The organism is Streptomyces sp. NPDC051109, assembly GCF_044455885.1.
Classification (GTDB): Bacteria; Actinomycetota; Actinomycetes; order Streptomycetales; family Streptomycetaceae; genus Streptomyces.
Genome location: NZ_JBITFF010000068.1, coordinates 1 through 1,447, shown reverse-complemented (window position 1 = coordinate 1,447; position 1,447 = coordinate 1). Strand labels below are relative to the sequence as shown.

General features: G+C 68.8%; 1 protein-coding gene and 1 pseudogene. One reads left to right on the top strand and one right to left on the bottom strand.

Annotation, left to right across the window (positions count from 1 at the left end; all coding sequences use genetic code 11):
- Positions 1–383: VOC family protein (locus ACIBAD_RS37600; protein WP_398911549.1), on the bottom strand; the 383-nt coding region annotated here is incomplete at its 3' end.
- Between the two features lie 93 nt (positions 384–476).
- On the opposite strand from ACIBAD_RS37600, the pseudogene ACIBAD_RS37595 reads away from it, so the two are divergent.
- Positions 477–1,447, top strand: a pseudogene (locus ACIBAD_RS37595) (helix-turn-helix transcriptional regulator); the annotation flags it as partial.

The window sequence follows — 1,447 nt, the reverse complement described above, 5'->3', positions numbered from 1 at the left end:
TCGATGGCCTCCGGGGTGACGGGGGTGAAGAAGTTGACGAGGTTGCCGTCGGGGTCGCGGAACAACAGCGACCGGTTGCCCCAGGGCATCGTGGTGGGCTCGTTGACGAAGTCGGTGACGAAGTCGGTCAGGTTCTGGTGAACGCGGTCCACGTCGTCGACGAGGAACTCGGTGATCACACTGTGGTTGTCCGCCGGGCGGGCAGAGCCCGGGGCGAACAGCGGGACGGTGCGGGTGCTGGCGATCGCGAGGGTTGCGCCCGCGGTCTTGAGTTCGGCGAAGTCCTCGGTGGCCCGTATCGCCTGCATCCCTGTGGCTCGCTCGTAGAACTCGACGAGGCGTACGACATCGCTGGTGATGATGCGGATCGAGACGAAGTCCATGGGAATCTCCTTGGCTGTGCTGGAGGCGTGCACGTCGCAGGCTAGGAGAAATAGTGGACAGAATCGGTCCTGTATTCGCGTTAGGCTGCGAACATGCCACGACCCACCGGCCGCGTGCTGACACTCTTGGAGCTGCTGCAGTCGGGCGGCACCCGGGCTGTGGCCGAGCTCGCCGACCGTCTCGGCGTTGAAGGGCGCACTGTGCGGCGGTATGTGGGCCAGCTGATCGACCTGGACGTGCCCGTGGAGTCGGTGCGCGGCCGCTACGGCGGGTACCGGCTGGCTCCGGGGTACCGCTTGCCTCCGCTCATGCTGAGCAACGACGAGGCGCTGGCCGTGCTGCTCGGCCTGGTCGCCGGCCGCCGGGCAGGGCTGACGACGACGGAGCGCACGGCAAACGAGACGGCGTCAGCGAAGATCCGGCGGGTGCTGCCCAAGCACATCGCCCGTCGGCTCGACGCACTCCTGGAGGCTCTCGCCTTCACGGATCAGCCCGGCGAGTTGGACCACCCGGACGCCGGGCTCCTGCTCACCATCGCCGATGCGGTGCGCCACCGCCGGCCGGTCTCGATCCGCTACACCGACCGCGACGGACGGCGCAGCGAACGCACACTGCACGCGTACGGGATCGTCGCCCATGCGGGCCGGTGGTACGTGACGGGCAGGGACGCCCAGGTCGGCGAGGACCGAACCTTCCGGCTCGATCGCATCGCAGCCGCGAGGGCCCTGCCCGGCTCATTCGAAGCGCCCGTGGGTCCCGGTCCGGCACAGCGCGTGTTGTCAGGATTCGCCACGGCCGAGTACCGGCACGAGGTGACCTTTCGGATCCACGGGACAGTTGAGGAGATCCGCGCGCACCTCCCCGCCAGCGTCGCGAGCCTGGAGGAGCACGAGCCCGGGGCCGGCTAGGACCCGGCGGCCGAGCACTGGCTGCGCGTCGAGCTACGGGCGCAGCAGCTCGACTGGTTGCCTCGAATACTCGCCTCACTCGACCGGCCGTTCGTCATCGAGCGCCCCGATGAACTACGCGACCTCGTCATCGCGCTCGCCGATCGCCTCACGTC